Below are 19356 nucleotides of genomic sequence, written 5' to 3' on the forward strand. Positions count from 1 at the left end.
GCGGCCCCACACAGCCCAACCACCAAAAGGGAGGATCCCGATATGCTCGTCGAGAAGATTCACCACGTCGCCTATCGCTGCAAGGACGCCAAGCAGACGGTCGATTTCTACAAGCGCATCCTCGACATGGACCTGATCGGCGCCATCGCCGAGGACAAGGTTCCCTCCACCAAGGAGCCGGACCCCTACATGCACATCTTCCTGGATGCGGGTTCCGGCAATATCCTCGCCTTCTTCGAGCTGCCCAACTCCCCGCCCATGGGCCGTGACCCCAACACCCCCGAATGGACCCAGCACATCGCCTTCCAGGCGCCGGACCTGGCGGCGCTGGAGACGGTGAAGGCGAAGGCCGAGGCGGCCGGCGTCGAGGTGGTCGGGCCCACCGACCACGATATCTTCAAGTCCATCTATTTCTTCGATCCGTCCGGCCACCGGCTGGAGCTCGCCGCCTGGACCACCACGCCGGAGACCCTGGCGCGGCTGAAGGCGGTGGCCCCTGCCATGGTCGAGGAATGGGCGCAGACGAAAAAGCCGCCGCGCCATGCCGCCTGGCTGCACGAGAAGGAGTTTTCCGCCAACTGAGGTTGCGGAAACCGTGACGCCCCACGTCCGCCATGGGGCGTGAGACAAAGGCAAATCGAGAGGCCGAACGGCCCGCACATCTTCCGGGAGAGCGCTCCGATGATGAGCACCTACACCTATCCAAAGTACCCCTACCGCATCTCCGCGGAGCAGGAGGCGGGCCGCCTCCTGCTCCATCCGGTGGTGGTGATCGGCGCCGGTCCCGTGGGGCTCACGGCGGCCCTCGACTTCGCCAGCCGCGGCATTCCCACCGTGGTGCTGGACGACAACGACACCGTTTCCATCGGCTCGCGCGCCGTATGCTACGCCAAGCGCCCGCTGGAGATCTGGGACCGCCTCGGCTGCGGCGAGCGCATGGTGGCGAAAGGCGTGAGCTGGCGCGTGGGCAAGGTCTTCTTTGAGGAAGACCTGCGCTATCAGTTCGACCTCCTGCCCGAGCCGGACCACAAGATGCCGGCCATGATCAACCTCCAGCAATACTATCTGGAGGAGTTCATGGTGGAAGAATGCGCCCGTCAGCCGCTTGTGGACCTGCGCTGGAAACACAAGCTGCTCAGCCTGCGGCAGGACGGTGACTTCGCCACCCTTGTGGTGGAAACCCCCGACGGCATCTTCAACATGGAGGCGCAATGGGTGGTGGCCTGTGACGGCGCCAATTCCGACACCCGCAAGATGGTGGGGGCGGAGTTCACCGGCCAGTTCTTCCATGACCGGTTCCTCATTGCCGACGTGGTGATGAAGGCGGATTTCCCCACCGAGCGCTGGTTCTGGTTCGATCCGCCGTTCCATCGCAATCAGTCGGTGCTCCTGCACCGACAGGCGGACGATGTGTGGCGCATCGATTTCCAGCTCGGGTGGGACGCCGACCCCACCGAGGAGAAGAAGCCGGAGAACATCATCCCCCGTGTCCAGGCCATGCTGGGACCGGATACGCAGTTCGAGCTGGAATGGGCCTCGGTCTATCAGTTCGCCTGCCGGCGCATCGACCGGTTCCGCCATGGCCGGGTGGTCTTCGCCGGCGACAGCGCCCACCAGGTTTCCCCCTTCGGTGCCCGCGGCGCCAATTCCGGGGTGCAGGACATCGACAATCTCAGCTGGAAGCTGAAGCTTGTACTGGACGGGCTGGCGCCCGAGGCCCTCATCGATACCTATCACGAGGAACGGGCGCTGGCGGCGGACGACAACATCGCCAATTCCACCCGCTCCACCGACTTCATCACCCCGAAGAGCCCCATGAGCCGGCGCTTCCGCAATGCGGTGCTGGAGCTTGCGGAGGAGTATCCCTTCGCGCGGCCGCTGGTGAATTCCGGCCGGCTTTCCATGCCCACGCCCTATCTCCATTCCTCCCTCAACTCGGCGGATGACGCGCCGTTCGCCGGCTGCATGATGCCGGGCGCCAATTGCGCGGACGCCCCGGTGGTGGTGGACGGACGGGAGTGCTGGTTCCTCGGGCTCCTCGGCGCCGGCTTCACGGTGGTTACCTTCGGGGCGGCCCCGGTGGCGGACGTGGTGTGGGACGGCATCCGCGCCCCGGTCATCCGTGTGGGATCCGACGTGACGGACGCGAAGGGACGCCTCGCCGAGCGCTATGACGGCGCACCGGGCACCACCTATCTCATCCGCCCCGACCAGCACGTGGCCGCGCGCTGGCGCACGTTCGACGCCCAGAAGATCAAAAGCGCGATCCGGCGCGCCGTGGCCGCCTGAAGGAGGAATGCCCATGTTGCGGGAAGCCCCGAGACACACCAGCCTCGTGCTGACGCCGAATATCCCGGACCCCGACGGCTACTACGAGGAGCTGATCGACAGCCAGCGGAACCTCAGCGAGGAAGAGGCGCAGCTCATGAACTGCAAGCTCATCCTCCTGCTCGCCAACCATATCGGCAACCGCGCGGTGCTGACCGAAGCGTTGAAGGCGGCCGGCGGCAAGTTGGAGTGCGACCACCGCTGACTGCAACCTCCTCGCGCGCAATCGCCGTGCCGCCTTGTCGGACCGGCGGTGTTGCGATTGCGCTTGAGGAACGTGGCCGCGGGGCGGCGTCCTTCCGCACCGGACCGCCGCACCGGACCGCCTCACGCCGTTCGTTCCACGCAGCCCGTCTCACATGGCGAGACCGGCGCATTGGGCGAACAGCTCGCCCCGGCTGGTGATGGAGAGCTTGCCGTAGGCGCGCTTGCGGAAGGTGACGACGGTTTCCTCGCTGACGTGCAGCTCGAGCGCGATGGCCGCCACCGAGAATCCGCAGGCGATCAACGCGCAGACCTGCGCCTCCCGCGGCGACAGGCCCGGAAAGCGCTCCTTCAGGTATGATTCCGCGCGCGTCCTGGCGGTACCGGCACCGAATTGCCCGCCGGTGAGAGCATCATGCTTGTGCAACAGCTCGGCCAGCAATGTGCCGCTGGTGTCCGGACCGAGGCCGGGAACGGCATCCGGCGCCGCGTCACGAAAGTAAAAATTCACATAGACGACACGTTCACCGCGTCTTGAGATCAGCGCCATCTTTCCAGAGAGGTCGGCACCGGAGAAAAATCGGCTTCGATAATGTTCATCGTAGATATCTGTTGAGACAAAGCTGCGCGCCATGAAGTCGCCGCCCTGCCGCCCACCCTCCAGATGGCGCTGCAGCACCGGATCGCGCTCGAACTGGCCGCGCGCGTAGCTGCGGCACAGGGTTTCCACGAGACGCGGCTCCCTCGGACGGTAGGCGAGGGCACAGCGCACCCGCTGCTGTTCCAGAAAGAACGTGGTCACCTGTGCCGCGCCGGTGAGCGCCGCATATTCCTGGGCCAGCTCGTCCATGAAGTTCGCATGGCCGAGAACCGAGATGAGGCGGCAGACCGCACCGACCTCGCTGCCGCCGGCAAGCGTATCCGGCCGCTGCGGGCCGAGCCGGGGAGGCTGGGCGGTCCCTTGGCCCTGGCGTGCATGAAGCGTCGGCATGGCGGGCGAGCGTTTCCTTTATTTAACCCATGAAAGCATTCCCGCGCGTCGACGACAAGCGGAAGGGGCTTCGAATTCGGCGTGGCTCCGTGCGATCGCATGATCCCGCCCGCTGTCCCCGTTTGAAGGGACAGATCAGCGGCGGCCCAGGGGTTAGTTCGTCGAGGCGTGGAATTGCGCGTCTACCGACGAAATCTCCTCGACGCACAAGAAGAGCCAAGAATGCACACGCCAGAAACGCAGCCGAGAGCATCGGTTTTCTACACCTACAAGATCTATCCGTTCCGCCGCCCCGAGGAACTGGTGGGAGGCGCGGCCAGGGCCCCGGTGGTCATCGTCGGCGCCGGCCCCGTAGGCCTGCTCACCGCCATCGATCTTGCCCGCTACGGGGTGCGGAGCGTGGTGCTGGAGGCCGAGCAGCAGGTCTCCCACGGCAGCCGCGCCATAGTGCTCACCCGCCGCTCCATGGAGATCCTGCAGCACGCCGGCGTCGCCGAGCCGTTCGTGCGCAAGGGCCTGCAATGGTCGAAGGGGCGTTCCTTCTTCCGCGGGAAGGAGGTCTACCAGATGGTGATGCCCCACGATTCCAACGACCGGTTCCTGCCCGGCCTCAACATCTCCCAGCAATATATCGAGGAATATCTCGTGGACGCCGCCGAGCGCACGGGCCTCGTGGACCTGCGCTGGGGCTCCAAGGTCACCGACATCCACCAGAACGCCGATGCCGTGCTCCTCAGCATCGACACCCCCGAGGGTGAATATGCGCTCACCGCCGATTACGTGGTAGCGGCGGACGGCGGCCGTTCCACGGTGCGGCGCCTGCTGGGCCTGCGCATGGAGGGCCGGGCGTACGCGGGCAATTTCGTCATCGCCGACATCAAGGCGAACATCGACCTGCCCACCGAGCGCCTGTGCTTCTTCGATCCCGACTGGAACCCGGGCAACAACGTGCTGGTGCACCGCCAGCCCGACGACATCTGGCGCCTCGACTTCCGCCTGCCGGACGGGGAGACGGCGGAGGAGGCGCTGGAGCGCTCCCGCCTCGCCGCGCGCATCGACCTCATCCTGGCCATGATCGGAAGGAAGGTGCCGTGGGAGCTGGACTGGGCCACGGTCTATTCGGCCTCCACCCTGACCTTGCCCGATTATGTGAGCGGCCGTGTCGCCTTCGTCGGCGATGCCGCACATCTCCTGCCCATCTTTGGCGTACGCGGGGCCAACACCGGCTTCCAGGACGCGGGCAACCTCTCCTGGAAGCTCGCGCTCGTGGCGAAGGGCTTGGCGCCGCCGCGCCTGCTGGAGAGCTATTCGCAGGAGCGCGTCACCGCCGCCCGCGAGATCTGCGACGAGGCGGCCAAGAGCACCCGCTTCATGAGCCCGCCAACCCCTGGCTATCGGCTGATGCGCGACGCGGTCCTCTCCTTGAGCCTCAGCCAGGATTTCTGCAGGAACCTGCTCCACTGGCGCACCTCGCGGCCCCACGTCTATGCCCACTCCGCCCTCAACAGCCCGTCCGCGGACGCCTTCATCACCGGTCCCGCGCCGGGCGAGCCGGCGCTCAATGCGCGGATCGCCGAGGGAGACCATCTGCAGGACCACTTCGGTCCCGGCTTCCAGCTCCTGTGCTTCCCCGCGACGCCCGCCGATGTCGCGCCGCTGGCTGCCGCAATGCATGCCAGCGGCCTGCCGGTCACGGTCCTGGCGCTGGGACGGGGCGCTGCCGAGGGGGCAGATGTCGTGCTTCCAGATCCCGATGGCGTGGTGGCGGCCCGCTACGGCGCGGCGCCCGGCACCGCCTATCTGCTGCGGCCGGACCTTCACGTATGCGCCCGCTGGCGCGCCCCCACCCCGGAGGGCGTGACGGCGGCGCTCACCACTGCCATTGCCGGAGAGCGTCCATGATCGAAAGGAACATCACCGACACCGCGCTCGAAGCCGCCTATGACGGCATCGCCGAGGCCATCGACGCAACCCCTGAAGACAAGCGCCCCCTGTTCCTGGCCAAGCTTGCTCTGGTGCTGGCGAATCTGGTGGGTGACGAAGGCCGGATCGCCGACGCGGTGAGCGCCGCCCGCTGCGATCTTTAGGGGTGGCGCCGGCCTGGGGTCCGCGAAGCTCCTCCTCCGCCGATTGGGGAGGCGGCGGGCGCCGGCCTGTCCCCCCTGGGGGGGATGGGCTCCCCTCCGGCCGGGGCAGATGATCCGGCGCAATCAAAAAATCGTCCGCAAATAATCGTCTGGAGGACCGCCGTTGCAGGATCTGGCCCAATTCGTCGCCTCGGGCCTCACCCGGGGGGCGATCTACGCGCTCGTGGGCGCAGGCTTCGCCATCATCTACAGCGCCAGCAACGTCATCAATTTCGCCCAGGGTGAATTCGTCATGCTGGGCGGCATGGTGACGGCCTATCTCGTGGTCACCACCGGCCTGCTGCCGCTCGTCCTGGCGGTGCCGCTGGCCGTTCTCGTCACCGTTCTGGTGGGCATCGCCCTCTATCGCTTCGCCGTCGCCCAGGTGGAGCCCTCGCGGCTCGCCACCATCATCATCATCACCATCGGCAGCTCCATCCTCATCCGCGGCGTGGTGGAGGTGGTGCTGGGCAAGCGCGAGTTCGTCTATCCTGCCTTCACCGATACCGGCCCCCTCCACCTGTTCGGCGCCGCCATCGATGTCCAAAGCCTGTGGGTGCTGGGCACGCTGGTATTGGTCGCCATCGGCCTCAAGCTGTTCTTCGACCACACGCTGTTCGGCAAGGCCATGCGCGCCACGGCGCAGAGCCCGATGGCGGCGCAGCTGGTGGGCATCGACGTGCGCAACGTGCTGGTGGCGAGCTTCGCGCTCTCGGCCGCCCTCGGGGCGCTGGCCGGCGCCCTCGTCACGCCCATCACCCTCACCCGCTTCGACGTGGGCCTGATGCTCGGCCTCAAGGGCTTCGCTGCCACAATGCTCGGCGGCCTCGGCAGCGCCTACGGCGCGCTGGCCGGCGGGCTCCTGCTCGGCCTCGCGGAGGCGTTGGCCGGCGGCTACATTTCCTCCGGTTACCAGGATGCGGTGGCGTTCCTGCTCATTCTCGGCCTCCTCGTGCTGCGACCCGCCGGCCTGTTCGGGCGCGTCAAGCTGGAGCGGGTGTGAGCCATGGCGACGACTGAACCCGTCGTCCCCGACCGGGCCGTGACCGAGCCGCTGACCGCCTTCCGCCCGCTGCCGGTGGGGGTGCCGTTGGCGCGCCTCGCGGTGCTGTGCCTGGTCCTCGCGCTGGCGCCCTTGGCCTTCTCCAATGCCTTCCACTATGACGTGGCGGTCAAGATCGCCGTCAACGCCATCGTCTGCGTCGGGCTCAACCTGCTGGTGGGCTATGCCGGCCAGATCAGCCTCGGCCATGCCGCCTTCTTCGCCCTCGGCGCCTATGGCACCGCGCTTCTGCCCCTGCGTCTCGGCCTGCCGGCCATCCCGGCAGCGCTGCTCACCGCCGCCGTGGTGGGGGTGTTCGCCGCGCTGGTGGCGCTGCCGATCCTGAAGCTGAAGGGCCACTACCTGGCCATGGCCACCCTCGGCCTCGGCTCCATCATCTCCATCGTCCTCAACCGCGAGATCGGCCTCACCGGCGGACCGGACGGCCTCACCGTGCCGGCGCTGGTGATCGGCGGGGTGAAGGTGCGGGCCATCGAGACCTGGTACGTGGTGGTGGCGGTGGGCGTGGTCGTCGCGGTGTATCTGGCGGAGAACCTCATCCACTCGCCGTCCGGCCGCGCGCTGCGGGCCCTGCACAGCTCGGAGATCGCCGCCTCCACCTCGGGCATCGACGTGGCGCGGGGCAAGGCGCGGGTGTTCGCCCTGTCGGCGGTCTATGCCAGCCTCGCCGGCTCGCTGTTCGCGTGGGCCGAACGGTTCGTGACGCCCGCCGACGCCAGCTTCCTGCACTCGGTGGAATTCCTCACCATGATCGTGCTGGGCGGGCTCGGCTCCACCTATGGCGCGCTGGTGGGCGCGGGGCTGCTCACCGCTCTGCCGCAGGTGTTCGCCGGAGTGGCGGAATACAAGAACATCGCCATCGGCCTCGTGCTCATCCTCACCATGGTGTTCCTGCCCAGGGGGATCGTGCCGACCCTCACCGGCCTCGCCGCACGCGGGAGGCGTCGGCCATGACCGCCGCGACATCACCTTCTTCCGTCCCCCTTCTGGTGGTGCAGAGCCTCGTCAAGGCGTTCGGTGGCGTGCGCGCCGTGGACGACGTGAGCTTTTCCGTCGCGCCGGGCCGCATCCATGCCCTCATCGGCCCGAACGGGGCCGGCAAGACCACCCTGTTCAACCTGGTGGCGGGCGTCGTCACGCCCAGTTCCGGACAGATGACCTTCGCCGGCGCCGACATCACCCGTCTGCCGCCCATGCTGCGGGCCCGCGCCGGCCTGCAACGCACATTCCAGAACCTGCAGACCTTCGGCGAGCTGACGGCGCTGGAGAATGTGATGGTGGGGCGGCACATCCATTCCAACACCCGTTTCCTGCCCGCCATGCTGGGACTTCCCGGCGTGCGCCGTTCCAACCGCGCGGCGCAGGACAAGGCCGAGGCGCTGATGCGGACGGTGGGCCTTTCCGCCTATCTCGGCGCCCGCGCCGACGCCCTGCCCTACGGCGCCCTGAAGCGGCTCGACATCGCCCGCGCGCTCGCCACCGAGCCGAGCCTGCTGCTGATGGACGAACCGGCCGCCGGGCTCAACCCTTCGGAGACCGTCGCCATGACGGAGCTGATCCGCCGGATCACGGCGGGCGGGGTCACCGTCGTGCTGGTGGAGCACGACATGAAGCTGGTCATGAACCTGTCCGAGCACATCGTGGTGCTCGATCGTGGCAGGAAACTCGCCGAGGGGTCGCCGGAGGCGGTGCGCGCCGACCCGGCGGTGATCGCCGCCTATCTCGGCTCCGGCACCACCAGGCGGAGACGGAAATGAGCGGGGCGCTGCTCGAAATCACCGACCTGTCGTCCGCCTACGGCCATGTGATCGCCCTGTCCAGCGTCACGCTGGAGGTGCGGCGGGGCGAGATCGTCACCCTGGTGGGCTCCAACGGGGCGGGCAAAACCACGCTCCTGCGCTGCATCAGCGGAGTGCAATCCGTCGCCGCCGGCACCATCCGCCTCGAGGGGGCGGACATCACCCGCGCCCGGGCTTCGGCGCGGGTCGCAGCGGGCATCGCCCAGTCGCCGGAGGGGCGGATGGTGTTCGCCGAGCTGTCGGTGGACGACAATCTGGAGCTGGGCGGCTACCTGCGCCGCAAGGCGGAGCGCAAGGCGACGCTGGAACAGGTTTTCACCTTGTTTCCCGCCCTGGCGGAGCGGCGCGACAGCCTCGCCGGCGCCTTGTCCGGAGGCCAGCAGCAGATGGTGGCCATCGGCCGGGCCCTGATGACCGGCCCGAAGCTGCTGCTGCTGGACGAACCGTCCATGGGGCTTGCCCCGGTGGTGGTGGAACAGATCTTCGACGCCATCGACCTCCTGTGCGCGGACGGCATGACCATTCTCCTCGTCGAGCAAAACGCGTCCGCCGCACTCGCTCTGGCCGACCGGGCCTATGTGATCGAGAACGGTGCCATCGTCCTGTCCGGCGAGGGCCCGGCTCTGGCCGCCGACGAACGGGTCCGCGCCGCCTATCTCGGCGCCTGACCCCGCCCAAAGCGCACCCGCCGCACGGCGGGAACAACAACATCACCCATCAACGGGAGGAACACGTGACACTCAAGGCTACCCTCGCCGCCCTCGCTACAGGCTTCGCGCTCGCCGCGGCGCCTGCCTTCACGCTCGCCGCGGGGCCTGCCATCGCGGAGCCGATCCGGATCGGCGCCTATGTGTCGGCCACCGGTCCCAACGCCTTTCTCGGCGACCCCGAGATGAAGACGCTGAAGCTCTTAGTGGACTCCATCAACGCCGCAGGCGGGATCAAGGGCCAGAAGCTGGAGCTCTTCGCCTACGATGATGCGGGCGACGCCACCCAGGCCCGCTCCTTCGCCCTGCGCCTCGTCAAGCAGGATAAGGTGGTGGTGGTCCTCGGCGGCAGCAACACGGGCACCACCATGGCCGCCGTGCCCGTGTTCCAGGATGAGGAGATCCCCTTCATTTCGCTGGCGGGTGCCATCGTCGTCACCTCGCCCACCAAGGAGTGGGTGTTCAAGGTACCGGCCACCGACCGCATCGCCGCCGAGCGAAGCCTCGCGCACATGAAGGCGCGCGGCCTCACCAAGGTGGCCATGCTCAATGGCTCCGACGGCTACGGCCAGTCCGGCCGAGAGCAGACCCTGAAGGCCGCCAAGGAGGTGGGCGTGGACATCGTCGCCGACGAGATCTATGCGCCGACCGACACGGACATGACGGCCCAGCTCACCCGCATCCGAAATTCGGGGGCGCAGGCGATCCTCAATTTCGGCATCGGCGCAAGCCCCTCCATCATCGCGCGCAACGTCAAGCAGCTCGGCCTTACACAGGCACTCTACCTGTCTCCGGCGGTCGCCTCCCGTGCCTTCCTGGAGAATACCGGCGCCGCCGCCGAGGGCGTGCACATCCCGGTGTCCGCCGTGCTGCTGGCGGGGAAGCTGCCGGCCTCCCATCCCCAGGCGGCCGTCGCCGAGGCGTTCCGGACGGCCTTTGAATCCAGCCTCAAGGAACCCGTCTCCTATGGTGCGGGCATCGCCTATGACGCGCTGAAGATCGCCGTTGGCGCCATCGAGCGCGTGGTCGCGGCGGGCAAGCCCGTGACCCCGGAGGCGATCCGCGCCGAGATTGAGAAGACCAGGGGCTATGTGGGCCTCAACGGCGTGGTCAACATGACGCCGCAGGACCACATGGGCCTCGACAGCTCCGCCTTTATCATCGCGGTGGTGAAGGACGGCGACTGGCAGCTCGCCCCATAGGGCCTCCCCGAGTGCACAGATTGCGACGGCGCCGGGCTGGCGCCGCCGCATTTTTTGCCACGACAGCAATCGGAAAAAAGGCGGGCCCGCGACGCTCGCCCCTTCGGCGGTGCCGATTCGTCCAGGTCACCTACCACCTTGAGGATAGCCGCGCCGGCGATATCCCGCGCGGCATCGCCCCGGTTTCCGCAGTGTCCCGCAGGTCGACGGCCATGCCGCCGCAATCGCCTCGCGACCGGGCGCGCAGCCCGGGAGCCGGTAGCGCCGGAGGCCGGCTCATCTCCCGTGGGTAGCGGGCCAGGAATTCGGGCAGAAGCGGCAGGATGTGGGTGGTGCCGAAAGTGGGGCTCAGGCTCGCCCTCGGCACGCCGGCCGGCTCCGATGCGCCGGACGAGGCGTCGGCGATCGCCGCCTGGCGCATGCCGAGCGTGTCGCCGATGGACGGGAGGAAGCGCTCGCCCGCCTCGGTTAGCACCAGCTTGCGTGTCGAGCGCTGGAACAGCCGGACACCGAGACTGCGCTCCGGCATGGCGACGTTGCGGCTGACGGCGGGGGCGTGAGGGCGAGGCGCCGCGCGGCCTCACGCCCGTCGGCCTCAGTTCTCCGCCGTCACCTCCTCATGCAGGCGCTGGGCGCCCTTGAGCAGGAGGGCGAGGTCGACGCCGGCGGCGACGAACCGGTAGCCCCACCCCAGATAGCGCCGGGCATCGACGGCGGCGGTGGCGAGGATCCCCGGCGCCTTGCCCGCGGCGAGGATGCGGCGGGCGGCATCCTCGAGCGCGGCTTGGACATCGGCATGCCCCGGCTGCCCCAGGTGCCCGAGTGAAGCGGCAAGATCCGAGGGGCCGAGAAAGACCCCGTCAACCCCCTCCACCGCGGCGATCTCCTCCAGCCGCGCCAGGGCCGCCCCCGTCTCGATCTGCACCAGAACACACACCTCGCGGTTCGCCACGCGGAAATAGTCCGTGGTGAGGCCGAAGCGGCTGGCCCGGGTGAGGCCGGCGACCCCGCGCACGCCCTCAGGGGGATAGCGCGTGGCGGCCACGGCCGCGCGCGCCTCCTCCGGGGTCTGCACGAACGGCACCAGCAGGGTCTGCGCGCCCATGTCGAGGACGCGCTTGATCAGGACCGGATCGTTCCATGCCGGCCGGACCACGGTGGCGGCGCGGCCTGCAGCCGCGGCTTGGAGCAACGGCTGCACCCCGGCGACGTCCAGCGGCGTATGCTCGGTGTCGAACATCAGCCAGTCGTGCCCGAGCAGGGACAGGGCCTCGGCTGCCACAGGGCTTGCCAGCGTCATCCACAGCCCGTGCAGGACCTCGCCGGCCAGAAGCCTGGACTTGAAGCGGTTTTCGGGAGCGTTCATGCGCGCCTCATACGAACTGGACGGCGACGGAGCCGAGCGGCCCGAAATCCGCATGCAGCGTGTCGCCCTTTCTGGCCCACACCGGACGCGTGAAGCTGCCGGACAGCAGCATGTGGCCGGGCTCCAGCGTCACGCCGAAGGGAGCAAGCTTGTTGGCGAGCCACGCCACGGCCATGGCCGGATGGCCCAGCACGCCGGCGGCAAGGCCCGTCTCCTCGATCTCGCTATTGCGATAGAAGATGGCCCCCACCCAGCGAAGATCGACATCCGTCGGCCGCACCGGCCGGCCGCCGAGGACCAGGCCCGCGGCCGCACCGTTGTCGGCCACGGTGTCGAAGATCCGGCGCGGCTCCCGCACGCGGGCATCGATGATCTCGATGGAGGGCACCACCCACTCGGTGGCGCGCAGCACGTCGACGAGGCCGACGTCCGGCCCCTTGAGCGGCTCCTTGAGCACGAAGGTCAGCTCGGGCTCGACCCGCGGCACGCAGAAGTCCTCGAAGCGCACCTTGGCCCCATCCGAGAGCACCTGGTCGTCGAACATGTAGCCGTAGTCCGGCTCGTCGATCTTCGAGGAGGCCTGCATGGCCTTGGAGGTGAGGCCGATCTTGTGGCCGATGATCCGCGCGCCGGCGGCGATGCGGGCCTGCGCCACCGCCGAGGAGATGGCGTAGCTGTCGGCGATCTCGATGTGCGGAAACATTTCGGACGGGCGCAGGCCCTGGACCTTGGTCCGGTGGCTTTCCAGCAGGCCCGCGACGGCGCGCGCGCGTTCTTCTTCGGTCAACATGGCGGCAGGCCCCTTACAGCTTGATGCAGACGTTGCGCAGGTCGGTGTAGAATTCCATGGAGTGGACTCCGCCCTCCCGGCCAATCCCCGATTGCTTCGACCCGCCGAACGGCGTGCGCAGGTCGCGCAGGAACCATGAATTGACCCAGCAGAGCCCGACCTCGATCCGCGAGGCGACCCTGTGGGCACGTGCGAGGTCACGCGTCCAGATGGTGGCGGCGAGGCCGTACGGATTGTCGTTGGCCGCGGCGAGCACCGCATCCTCGTCGTCGAAGGGCACGAGGGTGCAGCAGGGTCCGAAGATTTCCTCGCGCATCACCGGGGAATGCTCGCTCAAGCCGGCCCAGATGGTCGGCTGGATGAAGGCGCCGCCGTCATAGGGCGCGGGAAGGTCCGGAATGCCGCCGCCGGCGACCACCTCGGCCCCCTCCGCGCGGGCCTGGGCGTAATAGCGCAGCACCTTGCCCCGGTGGGCATGGCTGATCAGCGGGCCGAGGGTGGTGGCGGCGTCGAACGGGTTGCCGGGGCGCAGCGCCTGCGCCGCCAGCCGCAGCCGCTCCGTGAAGGCGGCGAAGATCGGCCTCTCCACATAGACCCGCTCGGTTCCGAGGCACACCTGCCCGCAATTGGCGAACACCGCGCGGGTCACCCCTTCCAGGGCCTTGTCCAGGTCGCAGTCGGCGAACACGATCGCCGCGTTCTTGCCGCCCAGCTCCAGGGAGACCGGTCGCACACCGGTGGCGGCGGCGCGCATGATCGCCTCGCCGGTGCGCGTTTCCCCGGTGAAGGTGATGCCGTTCACCAGGGGATGGCGGGTAAGGTATTCCCCGGCGCTGTCCTCGCCGCGGCCGTGGACCACGTTGTAGACGCCCGGCGGCACGCCGGCGGCGTTCATCACCTCCCCGAGCAGGGTCGCGGTGGCGGGGGTCTCCTCCGAGGGCTTCACGACCACCGTGTTGCCGCAGGCCAGCGCCGGAGCCACCTTCCACGTCATCAGCAGCAGCGGCAGGTTCCACGGGCAGACCACGGCGATGACCCCGCGCGGCACGCGAATGGCATAGTTGAGCGCACCGGCGCCGTCCGGCGTGGCGGTGCGGAAAGCTTCCGTGGACAGGGTGAGCACCTGGTCGGCGAATACGTTGAAGTTCGCGGCCCCGCGCGGAATGTCGATGTGCGAGGCGAGGCTGCGCGGCTTGCCGGTGTCGAGAATCTCCGCTTCGAGGAACGCGTCGAAGCGGGCGAGGATGCCGTCCGCAACCTTGCGCAGGATCGCGGCGCGCTCCTGTTCGCTGCTGCGGCCCCACGGCCCGTCGAGCGCCGCGCGCGCGGCGCGGACCGCCGCGTCCACCAACGCGCTGTCCGCTTCGGGCACGAGGCCCACGACAGCGCCGGTGGCGGGATTGATGTTCTCGAATTCGGTCCGCCCCTCCGGCACGAAACGGCCGGCGATAAAATGCGGGTAGCGTCGCGGCGTTGCGCCCGCGCAGGCGGCCGCGACGCTCGAAGCGGCACTGGTCATGGTCTGGTTCCTCACGTGACGTCGCTAACGAGTTCGGTGCCGGGCGCCGGGTGGATCGGCGCCGGACGCGCGCGCAAGGCGCGCCAGATGCGTTCGGCGGTGAGCGGAAAGGTGTCGAGGCGCGCGCCGGTCTCCGCGAGGGCCGCGTTCACGCCGTTAAGGATGGCCGCCTGGGCGCCGGCGATGCCGGATTCCCCCGCACCCTTGGCGCCGAGCTGGCTCTGCGCGGTGGGGGTGGACATGTGCACCACCACGATGTCGGGCAGTTCCACGGCCATGGGCGTGAAGTAGTCCGCCATGGTGGCGGTCGCGAGATCACCCGAGGCGCTGTAGAGGCACTCCTCCCACAGGGCGCCGCCGATGCCCATCACCGCCGCGCCACGCACCTGCTCGTCGGCCAGCAGCGGATTGAGCACGGTGCCGCAATCGGCCACCACCCAGAAGCCGGCGAGGCGGACTTCCCCGGTGACCTCGTCCACCTCCACGAGGGCCGCATGGGCGCCGTTGGTGAAGGTGTAGGGAAAGTCCTCGTGCAGATAGGTCTCGGTGGCGGTCAGGCTTTCCAGCGCGTGGCCCGGCAGGGTGTCGGGCCGGTAGTGAACCCGGCGGGCGATATCGGCGAGGCTCGCGCGCGTCTGGCCGTCCCCGTCGACGACGAGACCGTGGGCGATGGCGAGGGCATGGGTCCCGTCCGGCCGATCCAGCGCCGCGGCGGCCACGGCCAGGATGCGGTGCCGCAGGGCGCGCGCGGCAAGCCAGGCCGCTTCTCCGCCGAGCGAGGCGCCGCGAGAGGCCCAGGCGCCGCCGCCGAAGGGAGCGCCCGACGTGCCCCCGTGCAGCACCCGCACCCGCTCCACGTCCACGCCGACACCGTCTGCCACCACCTGGGCGATCACGGTCTCGATGCCCTGCCCCTGGTCGGTGATGCCCACTTGAACCGTGACGCCCCCATCGGGCTCGAGGCGCACCGTGGCCGTCTCGCGGGACGAGATATGGGCGCCGCCGAGGCCGTAATAGCCGACGCCGGGGGAGGTGAGCTCGACAAACAGCGCGATGCCGAGGCCGAGCCGCTTGCGTCCGCCCGCGCCGCGCTGCGCCACGACCCGCGCCCGCGCTTCGGCCGTGACCTGCCGGATCGTTTCCAGCGCCGCCTGCTGGCCCAGCCGCTCGAAGCGGAAGCCCCCGTGCGACTGGTGGGGAAAGGCGTCGGCGGGAACCAGGTTCAGGGCGCGAATCTCGAAGGGATCGAGGCCAAGGGCCAGGGCGGCCTTGTCCATGAGCGCTTCGGTGAGGGCGCAGGCGATCGGATGGCCGACGCCGCGCAGTTGCCCACTCGGCGGCGTATTGAGGAACATGCAGGTTGCGACGGCGCGGTAATGCGGCACGAGATAGGGCCCGCCACACAGGCGGCTGACCTGGTTGGGCTCCAAAAAGCTGGTTCGCGGATAGACCGAGTAAGCGCCGATGCCGGCGCGGATATCCACCATCATCGCCCGGATCCGCCCCTGGGCATCGACGGCGAGGCGCCCCTGCACGATCTGCCGCCGGGCCTGCGTGTCGCTCATGAACGATTCCAGCCGGTCGGCCACGAACTTCACCGGTCGGCCAAGAAGCACCGACGCCGCAACCGCCGCCATCTCGTCGGGGAAGACATGCAGCTTCAGGCCGAAAGCGCCGCCGACGTCGGGCACGACGACGTTGACGTCGCATTCCGCGAGGCCGAAACACCTCGCCACCACGTCCCGCATCTGGAACGGCGCCTGGGCCGACCAGACGACGTCGAGCCGCTTCATGGCCGCGTCGTAGTCGGCCAGGACGCCGCGGGTCTCCATGGACACGGCGGTGACGCCGGGAAAGTGGAGGGTCTCCTCCACGACGGTCAGGCCCCCGGCTGCGAGCGCCGCAATGGCATCGCCAGCCGTCGTCACGCTGTGGAAGGCGATGTTGTCCGGGTGCTCGGGATGGACGCACGGCGCTCCCGCCTCGCAGGCGGCGGCGAGATCGGTCACGGACGGGAGCGGCTCGTAGGCGATCTCGACGGCATCGCAGCCATCCTCCGCACGGGCGCGGCTGGTGGCCACCACCACCACGACCGGCTCGCCCTGGTAGGTCACCCGCCCCCTCGCCAGGGGGCGCTGGAGGGGCGAGCGCATGCCGGGAGGGCGCTCCAGGACGCCGGACCAGGGGGCACAGACCTGGTCCACCTCCTCCGCGGTCAGCACCGCCACCACGCCGGGCATCAGGCGGGCCGACAGCACATCGATGCCGAGGATGCTGGCATGGGCGTGGGGGCTGCGCACGAAGGCGGCGTGGAGCAGGCCGGGGCGGGTCACATCATCAAGGTAGCGGCCGCCCCCCTCCAGGAGGCGCCGGACCTCGCGCCGGGGCAGCGGGCGGCCGATCGCCGCGCCGTGGGAGGGACGGCCCGTCATGGGTTGCCCTCCCCCGCGGCGGCGATGGCATCGACGATCGCCTCGTAGCCCGTGCAGCGGCAGTAATGGCCGGAAATGGCCTCTCGGATCCCGGCCCGGTCGGGGCAGGGCCCGGTCTCCAGCAAGGTCATCGCCGCCACCAGCATTCCGGGCGTGCAGAAGCCGCATTGCAGGGCGTTGCGGGCGAGAAAGGCATCCTGTAGCGCGGTCAGCCGGCCGGCTTGGGTCAATCCGACCACGGTCTCCACCGCCGCGCCGTCGGCCTGCGCGGCGAGGGTGAGGCAGCCACGCACGGCCAGCCCGTCCAGCAGCACCGTGCAGGCGCCGCATTTGCCCTGCTCGCAGCCCACATGAACATCGGTGGCGCCGCAGCACTGGCGCAGGAAGTCGGCAAGGGACAGTCGCGCCTCGACCCGCTGACGCACCCACTCGCCATTGACCTTGACGGTGATGTCAACCTCGACGCCGCTGCCGACATTCGTGGGGGGATGCTCCATTGCACGGCGATGAGCAGTCATGGGTGATCCTCCCGAACGGACGCGCCCGCCGCCGCGAGAGCGCGCGCCAGCAGGTCCTGGGTCAGGGCAATCCGATACGCGTCCGCGCCGGCGCCGGCACGGGCGGCAAGCTCCACCGGAAGGCCGGCCACCGCGCGAGCGATTGACGGTGCGTCGAACGGTGCTTGCGCGAGGCGCGCCATGGTGTCCTCGGCCAGCACCGCGCGGTCGCCGAGGCCGATGAACACCAGCCGGAGCCCGGCAACGGCACCGCCCGCCGGGGTGCCGACCGCGGCGAGCCCGGCAATGGCGAAATCGCCGCGACGCCGGACGTGCTCGTCGAACCACGACCAGGCGGGTACGGGCCGGGGCACAAGAATGGCCCGCAGAAGCTCCCCGGGACGCAGCGCGGTCTGGAACACCCCGCGTAGGAAATCAGCCACCGGCACCTGCCGCACCCCATCCCGCCACGCGAGCTCGAGGCGCGCATCGAGGGCCAGCAGGGATCCCGCCGTCTCCGCCGACGGATCGGCGTGGCACAGGCTCCCGCCCAGCGTGCCGCGATTGCGAACCGCAGCATTGGCGACATGCGGCAACGCCAGCCGCAGCAGCGGAACATGGATGGAGGCGGGATCGGCAAGGAAGGCCGCATAGGTCGTCGCGGCGCCGATGCGGACATGGTCGCTCTTCACCTCGACACCCTTCAGGGCGGCGATGCGGCTGAGGTCCACCAGCGCGCTGGGGGCGGCGAGGCGCATGTTCATGGTGGGCAGCAGGCTCTGGCCGCCGGCCAGCACCTTGGCGTCGGGACCGAGCGTCGCGAGAAGCTCAAGGGCCTCGGCGAGGTCGGGCGGGCGGTGAAGGGCGAACGGCGCGGGCTTCATGGCCGGCGCGGTCCGCTCGCGGTGGCGCGTGCCATCTCAGCGCGCCAGTCCCAAAGCGAGCGCCGCGGCGCCCGTGGCGGCGATGCCGACAGCAATGCCGGTGAGGAACGCCGTCGCTACCCGCACGGGCACAAGCATGTCCCCTTGGTGCACGGATGTGGGAGGGGCCGCAGCCGTGGTTCCGACGGCGGAGGTGGCCGGGGGAGCGGCGGGCCTGGGCGGCGGGGCGAGGGGACGGGCGTCACCGCCCAGCTCCCGCGCAAAAGCGCCGAAGAAGTCGTCGGCGAGCGACTTCGCCACCGACTGGATCAGCCGCCCGCCGACCATGGCAACCTTGCCGCCGATGTCCGCCTCGGCCCGATAGGTGAGGACGGTGCTGTCCGGCCCCGCACCGGCGTCGAGCAGGATTTCCGCGCCGCCGCGAGCAAAGCCGGCGAGACCACCGTTGGCCCGGCCGTTGAGCACGTAGCGGGACGGCGGGTCGGCCTCGGCCCGGTGCAGATCCCCCTTGAAGGTGGTGGAGATCACGCCGATGCGAGCGACGACCGTCGCCGCGAAGCTGTCCGGCCCCGTCGCCGTCAGGGCGGTGCAGCCCGGAATGCAGCGCGCCAGGACGTCGGGATCGTTCAGGCTCGCCCAGACCCGCTCGCGCGGGGCCGGGATCAGGTAGGAGCCGGTGAAGACGAGCGCCATGGCTAGTTGCCCCCGCCGCGCCGCCAGGGCAGGAAGGTGCGCTCGCACAGCCCCACCAGGCTGGCGAAGGTGAAGCCGAGCAGGGCGATGATGACCAGCCCCACGTACATCTGCTCCACCCAGAACACGGTCCAGGACCACCAGATGCGGAAGCCGAGCCCTTCCGTCGCACCGACGAATTCGGCGGAGACGAGCAGGATCAGCGCCACGCCGGTGGCGAGCCGCAGCCCGGTGAAGATGCCCGGCAGCGCGCCGGGCAGCGCCACGGTGAGGTAGACCTTCCAGCCCGGGATCTTCAAGTTCTTGGCAACATCGAAATATATCTTGTTGATATTCTGGACGCCGCCATAGGTGTTGATCGCCATGATGAAGAAGACGCCTATGGCGACGATGGCGTATTTCGAGGCCTCGCTGAGGCCGAAGATGAGCATGATCAGCGGTAGAAGCGCGATCTTGGGCAGCGGGTAGAGCATGCTGATGAGCGGCGAGATCATCCGCTCGGCCAAAGACGAGAGACCCATCAGCAGGCCCACCGCCGCGCCCGGCACTGCGCCGATCACGAAGCCGACCATGAGGCGGACGACGGAGACGCGCAGGTCGAGCCAGAACTGCTCGGTCATCACCATCTCGGCGAACTTGGCGAAGATGGCGGAGGGAGCAGGAAAGAAGCGCGTCTCCACGAGGCCGAGGCTGGCCACGGCCTGCCAGACCACGAGCACGATGACGGGAGAGATCCAGGATTGATACTTCATCTG

Annotated in this window: 20 protein-coding genes; 10 read left to right on the top strand and 10 right to left on the bottom strand. The window is 69.2% G+C overall.

Translation table 11 applies throughout. The annotated features are described in order from the left end of the window. The first annotated feature begins 42 nt into the window (after positions 1-42). The 3 genes from EZH22_RS00705 to EZH22_RS00715 all read left to right on the top strand — a co-directional run bounded on the left by EZH22_RS00705 (position 43) and on the right by EZH22_RS00715 (position 2533). Positions 43-582, top strand: a complete 540-nt coding sequence (locus EZH22_RS00705; protein WP_203193920.1) for a VOC family protein — start codon at positions 43-45, stop codon at positions 580-582. Positions 583-684: 102 nt separating this feature from the next. After that, positions 685-2289, top strand: a complete 1605-nt coding sequence (locus EZH22_RS00710; protein WP_203196313.1) for an FAD-dependent oxidoreductase — start codon at positions 685-687, stop codon at positions 2287-2289. Positions 2290-2302: 13 nt separating this feature from the next. Beyond that, positions 2303-2533 (top strand): DUF2783 domain-containing protein, encoded by a 231-nt coding sequence (locus EZH22_RS00715; protein WP_203193921.1) that lies wholly within the window; start codon positions 2303-2305, stop codon positions 2531-2533. 150 nt (positions 2534-2683) lie between these two features. On the opposite strand, the gene EZH22_RS00720 is transcribed toward EZH22_RS00715, so the two are convergent. Continuing rightward, positions 2684-3523, bottom strand: coding sequence for a helix-turn-helix transcriptional regulator (locus EZH22_RS00720; RefSeq protein ID WP_203193922.1), 840 nt, complete (start codon positions 3521-3523; stop codon positions 2684-2686). Positions 3524-3745: 222 nt separating this feature from the next. Between EZH22_RS00720 and EZH22_RS00725 the strand changes: the two genes are divergently transcribed. The 7 genes from EZH22_RS00725 to EZH22_RS00755 all read left to right on the top strand — a co-directional run bounded on the left by EZH22_RS00725 (position 3746) and on the right by EZH22_RS00755 (position 10420). Beyond that, positions 3746-5425 (top strand): FAD-dependent monooxygenase, encoded by a 1680-nt coding sequence (locus EZH22_RS00725; protein ID WP_203193923.1) that lies wholly within the window; start codon positions 3746-3748, stop codon positions 5423-5425. Beyond that, positions 5422-5610 (top strand): DUF2783 domain-containing protein, encoded by a 189-nt coding sequence (locus tag EZH22_RS00730; protein WP_203193924.1) that lies wholly within the window; start codon positions 5422-5424, stop codon positions 5608-5610. The genes EZH22_RS00725 and EZH22_RS00730 overlap by 4 nt, the downstream gene beginning before the upstream one ends. 163 nt (positions 5611-5773) lie before the next feature. Continuing rightward, entirely contained in the window at positions 5774-6652 is an 879-nt protein-coding gene (locus tag EZH22_RS00735) for a branched-chain amino acid ABC transporter permease (RefSeq protein WP_203193925.1), read from the top strand. A 3-nt stretch (positions 6653-6655) separates the two neighbouring features. Beyond that, complete coding sequence (locus EZH22_RS00740) at positions 6656-7666, top strand: branched-chain amino acid ABC transporter permease (RefSeq protein ID WP_203193926.1); 1011 nt, start codon at positions 6656-6658, stop codon at positions 7664-7666. Further along, the gene (locus tag EZH22_RS00745) at positions 7663-8469 is read left to right on the top strand and encodes an ABC transporter ATP-binding protein (protein ID WP_203193927.1); all 807 of its coding nucleotides are present in this window, start codon (positions 7663-7665) and stop codon (positions 8467-8469) included. The genes EZH22_RS00740 and EZH22_RS00745 overlap by 4 nt, the downstream gene beginning before the upstream one ends. An 8-nt stretch (positions 8470-8477) precedes the next feature. Continuing rightward, a complete protein-coding gene (locus EZH22_RS00750; protein ID WP_203196314.1) occupies positions 8478-9179 on the top strand; it encodes an ABC transporter ATP-binding protein in 702 nt (233 codons plus the stop codon). Positions 9180-9244: 65 nt separating this feature from the next. Beyond that, positions 9245-10420, top strand: coding sequence for an ABC transporter substrate-binding protein (locus EZH22_RS00755; protein WP_203193928.1), 1176 nt, complete (start codon positions 9245-9247; stop codon positions 10418-10420). Positions 10421-10550: 130 nt separating this feature from the next. On the opposite strand, the gene EZH22_RS32750 is transcribed toward EZH22_RS00755, so the two are convergent. From EZH22_RS32750 to EZH22_RS00800, 9 genes are all read right to left on the bottom strand, one after another. Continuing rightward, positions 10551-10949, bottom strand: coding sequence for a LysR family transcriptional regulator (locus EZH22_RS32750; protein WP_203193929.1), 399 nt, complete (start codon positions 10947-10949; stop codon positions 10551-10553). A gap of 66 nt (positions 10950-11015) precedes the next feature. Next, the gene (locus tag EZH22_RS00765) at positions 11016-11786 is read right to left on the bottom strand and encodes an HpcH/HpaI aldolase family protein (RefSeq protein WP_203193930.1); all 771 of its coding nucleotides are present in this window, start codon (positions 11784-11786) and stop codon (positions 11016-11018) included. A gap of 7 nt (positions 11787-11793) precedes the next feature. Next, positions 11794-12576, bottom strand: coding sequence for a fumarylacetoacetate hydrolase family protein (locus EZH22_RS00770; protein WP_203193931.1), 783 nt, complete (start codon positions 12574-12576; stop codon positions 11794-11796). Positions 12577-12589: 13 nt separating this feature from the next. Then, complete coding sequence (locus tag EZH22_RS00775) at positions 12590-14095, bottom strand: 2-hydroxymuconic semialdehyde dehydrogenase (RefSeq protein WP_203193932.1); 1506 nt, start codon at positions 14093-14095, stop codon at positions 12590-12592. Between the two features lie 11 nt (positions 14096-14106). Beyond that, positions 14107-16527, bottom strand: a complete 2421-nt coding sequence (locus tag EZH22_RS00780) for a xanthine dehydrogenase family protein molybdopterin-binding subunit (RefSeq protein WP_203193933.1) — start codon at positions 16525-16527, stop codon at positions 14107-14109. Beyond that, the gene (locus tag EZH22_RS00785; RefSeq protein WP_203196315.1) at positions 16524-17024 is read right to left on the bottom strand and encodes a (2Fe-2S)-binding protein; all 501 of its coding nucleotides are present in this window, start codon (positions 17022-17024) and stop codon (positions 16524-16526) included. Before EZH22_RS00785 ends, EZH22_RS00780 begins: the two co-directional genes overlap by 4 nt. Before the next feature lie 17 nt (positions 17025-17041). Beyond that, positions 17042-17908 (bottom strand): FAD binding domain-containing protein, encoded by an 867-nt coding sequence (locus EZH22_RS00790; protein WP_203193934.1) that lies wholly within the window; start codon positions 17906-17908, stop codon positions 17042-17044. A 36-nt stretch (positions 17909-17944) separates the two neighbouring features. Continuing rightward, positions 17945-18601 (bottom strand): CoxG family protein, encoded by a 657-nt coding sequence (locus EZH22_RS00795; protein ID WP_203193935.1) that lies wholly within the window; start codon positions 18599-18601, stop codon positions 17945-17947. A 2-nt stretch (positions 18602-18603) separates the two neighbouring features. Beyond that, on the bottom strand, positions 18604-19353 hold the full coding sequence (locus tag EZH22_RS00800; protein WP_203193936.1) for an ABC transporter permease: 750 nt from the start codon (positions 19351-19353) through the stop codon (positions 18604-18606). Positions 19354-19356: the final 3 nt, after the last annotated feature.

It is taken from the genome of Xanthobacter dioxanivorans, assembly GCF_016807805.1.
Lineage (GTDB): Bacteria > Pseudomonadota > Alphaproteobacteria > Rhizobiales > Xanthobacteraceae > Xanthobacter > Xanthobacter dioxanivorans.